This window comes from Rhodoblastus sp. (assembly GCF_052145335.1).
Taxonomy (GTDB): domain Bacteria; phylum Pseudomonadota; class Alphaproteobacteria; order Rhizobiales; family Beijerinckiaceae; genus Rhodoblastus.
The window spans coordinates 1-4522 of the sequence record NZ_JBKQOU010000214.1; the positions used below are offsets into that span (position 1 = coordinate 1).

A 4522-nucleotide genomic window follows, 5' to 3' on the forward strand; every position below is an offset into this window, starting at 1 on the left:
AAAAAAAAGGATGTGCGCCGAACCTACAGGCTTGGGCGCCTGTGAGCGCCGGCGCGCCGCCTTTCGGATTGGAACGACTTGCCCCATGACTCATATGTCCTCCCGCATTCCCCGCCGACCCCGCGCGGCGGCGGCCTGGCCAATATGCAAGGACGGATCGGTTAATACATCGCGTCCTTATCCGCTCGCTGCGCCATTAAAGATTCGCCATGGTTAATGATGTGTCAATAAAGCCTGATTAAGCTGACGATATTGGAATTTTTCCGGACTTTCCAGTTCTCGCAGGTAAACCCCGCGGGAACCGGCAAGGAGCGAACGCGACCAAAGCCCGTCGCACCGAGCGCGACGAGTCGCGGTCAGTGAGAAATGGAATGAGCCGCATGCAGACCGACATCTATGCGCGCCTGCGCGATCTTGCGGCCTCGGCCGAGGAGAGGGCCGAGGAAATGCGGCCCGTCCTGCTGCGGGTGACGACCGACCTGTTCGCGTTGCATGGCCAGCATACGCCGCAGGAAATCCGGCTCTATGAAGAAATGGCGGACAAATTGATCGCCGACGCCGACGAGGCCGTTCTGACCCTGGTGGCGCGCAAACTGGCGCGCTGCGCCGACGCGCCCCCCTCCGTGCTGAAACGCATCCGCGCCCGTGGCGGCGCGCCGGAAATCGAAATCCTGCTCGCCGACCGCCAGATCGACCGGAGCGAATTGCGCCAGATCGCCGCCAGCGGCGCCTGCGATCCCGCCTGCGCTGTGGCGGGCCGCGACGATCTCGACCGCGAAATCACCAAAATACTTGGCCAGCGTCCGGAACGGGAAGTCGCGCGCGCCCTGGCCGCCAACACGCTCGCGCCGCTCGCCGTCGAAGACCTGCGCCAGCTTTGCGCCCGGGGCCGCCACGACGTCGTCCTGGCGCAGGCCCTGCTCGGCCGCGGCGAGCCGACGCTCGACCATTTGCCGCTTTATCTTTACGCCGACGCCGCGCAGCGTGAAAAACTCGTCAACATGGTCCGCGCCATTGGCCTGGTCCATGCGGGCCGCAACGACGACGCAGAGCTCGACGAGGCGGAATGTTTGAGGCTGGAAGAGGCCGCCCTGCGACAGAAACGCTCGTCGTTCGCGCTGGTCCTCGCGGAAATGCTTGGCTGCGACCATTTATGCGCCAGAAAGATCGTCGATGATGAAAGCGGCGACGCCCTGACCCTGGCCTTCATCTCCATCGGCCTGCCCCGCGAAATCGCCGCGCGGATCTTTCTGTGCGCCTTTCCGAGAGTAGCCCTGTCGACCGAGGCGTTCGAGCGCAACATCGGCTTGTTCGCCCAATTGCCGCGCCGCGGCGCGACGCGCATTGTCGCCGCCATCACCGGCGAGGCGAAAAGCGCTGGCGCCGCCTGGCTTCGGGCGCGGGCGAGACGGGCGCAGTCCGGCGTTGGCGCGGCGGGGGAAACGGCTTCGGCGCGGGAGGAAGCCGCGCCGCTATCGGCCAGCGGTCAGTAACAGCCCATCATTGCGGGCGCGGCAGCCGGCAGATGTAGGTCAACTCTTCCTGGTCGTCTTGCGTCCATTTGCGCCATTGCAGGGAGTCGACCACCATGCCGTATTTGCCGCATTCCTTTTCCGCCAGCTGCAGCAGATGGGCTTCGTGGTCGGCGGACCGGTCCAGGCCAGGATAGTAAAAGAAGCTGACGCTCCGGTGAGCGCAGCCGGACATGGCGAGAAGCATCCCGACGAAAAACAGGCGTCGCATCATCGCGCTCGCGCTCCAGTCTTGAATTGCCCAGGGTCGAAAGGTCCGGCCAAGCTCGGCGAATGGCCCCTTGTCTTGTATGGATGGCCGGAAGTCAATCGGCGCCGTTGAAGTCAAAGCGTTTTCGAGCGAATTGATCTTTACTTGCGCCCGGCCACCACCCCGACGATCGGCCCCATCGGCAAGGTGAAATCGTCGCGGCCCAGTTCCGGCGCGTAAAGCGCGGAAATCGAGCCGTCGAGGAACAAGGCGTTGTCGCATTGCAGCTTGTCGAGAAACAGGCTGGCGAATTGAAAGAACGTCACCGGTTCGTTGGATATGGCGAAAACCACCATCCCATCGTGGTCTATGCCCACGCCATTGCGCAGTTTGACCGAAGTGCCCTCGGCATGGATGCGGGGATGAATCTTGCCGTTCAGCACCAGCATCGGTCCCGATTGCGTGGCGTATTCGGCCGTCGGGCGCTGGCTGAGGAAATGCGAGGTCTCCCAGACGCCGGCCTGGCCGCCGCCGACGAAGAACACGCCATTCGGCTTCAAATGGAAATTGGCGGCGCCGCCGCGCGTATTGGCGCGCTTCAACTCGACTCCCTGTTCGATATAGAGCCCGACCGGCGCATTATAGTCGTCGTACATGCCGCCGTTCATGCCGAAGATCAGCTTTTCGCCGGGCTTGAGTCTCGCCGCTACTGCCTCGAAACTTCCCAGCGGCTGACCGTCCGGACCTCGCCAGAACAGGCGAAGGTCGTCCTTTTTCGGATCGAAGCGGCAGATCGTATAGGAATGGCCGCCCTGCGAAAGATCGGCGCAGGGCGCCGCCAGCGTGGCCGCGGACGCTGATCCAATCCATAAAAAGCCAGCGAGAAGCCCGGCTTCGGCCCATCGGCGCAACTTTGCGACAAGCGCAAAAATTCTGGGCGAACCAGATTTTAGTATTGCTAAAACCAGCAAAATCTTTAGCCTCGGCGCCATGAAGCTGGCGGAATGGTTACGCAAATCCGGCGTGAGCCGAATCGAATTTTCGCGGCGGCTCGGTCTGACCCCCGGCGCCGTAAGCCAGCTTTGCAATCAGGACCGCGTCTGGATGTCGCGCGATACAGCGCAAGCCATCGCGCGCGAAACCCAAGGCGCCGTAACGCCCAACGACTTTCTGCCCGAGGTTGCGGGCGAGGACAAGATGCTGGAGAGTTTCATGTCGAATTCCGTCACCCAGGCCGTCGAGGCGATCAAGCGCGGCGAGATCGTCATCGTCACCGACGACGACGACCGCGAGAACGAGGGCGATCTGGTGATGGCCGCGAGCCAGTGCACGCCGGAAAAAATGGCCTTCATCATCCGCAATTGCTGCGGCATCGTCTGCGCCCCGCTCTCGGCCGCCGAGGCCCACCGCCTGCATCTGGCGCCGATGGTGGCGGAAAACGACGCGCCGCTTGGCACCGCCTTCACCGTGTCGGTCGATGTCAAACATGGCCTGACCACCGGCATTTCCGCCGAACAGCGCGCCAATACCGTGCGCGGCCTCGCCAACAATAATTTCGGCGCCGCCGATTTCGTGCGGCCCGGTCATGTCTTTCCGCTGATCGCCAAGGATGGCGGCGTGCTGATGCGCTCCGGCCATACCGAAGCCGCGGTCGATCTGTGCAAATTGGCCGGCGTCCCGCCGGTCGGTGTGATCTGCGAGCTGGCCAATGACGACGGCACCGTGATGGTCGGCCCGCAAATCACCGCTTTCGCCGAAAAACACGGATTGAAGCAGATTTCGGTGGCCGATCTCATCGCCTATCGACAGGCGCGGGACAAGCTGGTCGAACGCGTCGGCTCGTTTCCGGTCGAAACGCGATTCGGGCTTTTCACCGGCTACGCCTTCGTCACGCCCTTCGATTCGGTGCAGCATTTCGCGCTGGTCGCCGGCGACGTCGGCGATGGCCGCGACATTCCCGCCCGCCTGCACCGCGCCGACATTCTCTCCGACATTTTCGGCGGCGGAGCGTCGATCAATTCGGCGCTGGAGGCGTTCCAGAAACAGGGGCGCGGCGTGCTGGTCTACCTGCGCGACGGCGCCGCCGGCGTGCCTGCCAACCTGGTCGGCCAGAAGGAAGAAGCCGGCGCGGAAAACGCGCGGGTCAAGAACTGGCTCGACATCGGCCTCGGCGCGCAGATCCTGCGCGATCTCGGGGTTTCGTCGATCCGGCTGCGCACCAACATGCCGCGAAAATATGTCGGGTTGTCGGGTTTCGGCATCGAGATCACCGGCGTGGAGGACGGCGCGCGATGAGCGACGACGAGCTTCGCCATCGGCAGAAAATGGCGAAACGCAAACAGGCTCAGGACGCCGAGGTCGCCGGAAAGACCATCGATTCCAAGGGGCTTTTGATCGTCCATACCGGCCCCGGCAAGGGCAAGTCCACGGCGGCGTTCGGGCTGATCCTGCGCGCGCTCGGCCATGACTGGCGCGTCGGCGTGGTGCAATTCGGCAAGGGCGGCGAGAAAAATTCCTGGGCGACGGGCGAGCGCACAGCGCTGGAGCGATTCGGCGACCAGGTGAGCTGGCATACTCTGGGCGAAGGGTTCACCTGGGAGACGCAGGAGCGCGCCCGCGACATCGCCGCCGCCGCCCGCGCCTGGGACAAGGCGCTGGAGTTGATGGCGGACAACAGCATCCGGTTGCTCGTGCTGGACGAATTGAACATCGCGCTGCGCTACGAGCATCTGCCGCTGGACGAGGTGGTGGCGGCGCTTTCCGCGCGGCGTCCCGACCTGCACGTGGTCGTCACCGGTCG

Annotated in this window: 5 protein-coding genes; 3 read left to right on the forward strand and 2 right to left on the reverse strand. The window is 63.9% G+C overall.

Features of this window, described 5'->3' with window-relative positions; genetic code table 11:
* Positions 1 to 380 precede the first annotated feature (380 nt).
* A complete protein-coding gene (locus ACLP2E_RS13590) occupies positions 381 to 1493 on the forward strand; it encodes a DUF2336 domain-containing protein (protein WP_442466250.1) in 1113 nt (370 codons plus the stop codon).
* 7 nt (positions 1494 to 1500) lie between these two features.
* Here the strand turns inward: ACLP2E_RS13590 and ACLP2E_RS13595 are convergent, their stop codons facing one another.
* Both ACLP2E_RS13595 and ACLP2E_RS13600 read right to left on the reverse strand, forming a co-directional pair.
* The gene (locus ACLP2E_RS13595) at positions 1501 to 1746 is read right to left on the reverse strand and encodes a hypothetical protein (RefSeq protein WP_442462610.1); all 246 of its coding nucleotides are present in this window, start codon (positions 1744 to 1746) and stop codon (positions 1501 to 1503) included.
* Between the two features lie 137 nt (positions 1747 to 1883).
* On the reverse strand, positions 1884 to 2633 hold the full coding sequence (locus ACLP2E_RS13600; protein ID WP_442466251.1) for a phosphodiester glycosidase family protein: 750 nt from the start codon (positions 2631 to 2633) through the stop codon (positions 1884 to 1886).
* A gap of 79 nt (positions 2634 to 2712) precedes the next feature.
* Here ACLP2E_RS13600 and ribB point away from each other — a divergent pair, with 79 nt between their 5' ends.
* Positions 2713 to 4017, forward strand: a complete 1305-nt coding sequence (ribB, locus tag ACLP2E_RS13605; protein WP_442462612.1) for a 3,4-dihydroxy-2-butanone-4-phosphate synthase — start codon at positions 2713 to 2715, stop codon at positions 4015 to 4017.
* Positions 4014 to 4522 (forward strand): cob(I)yrinic acid a,c-diamide adenosyltransferase (locus ACLP2E_RS13610; protein WP_442466252.1); only part of this gene is annotated, 509 nt, incomplete at its 3' end. The genes ribB and ACLP2E_RS13610, both read left to right, overlap by 4 nt.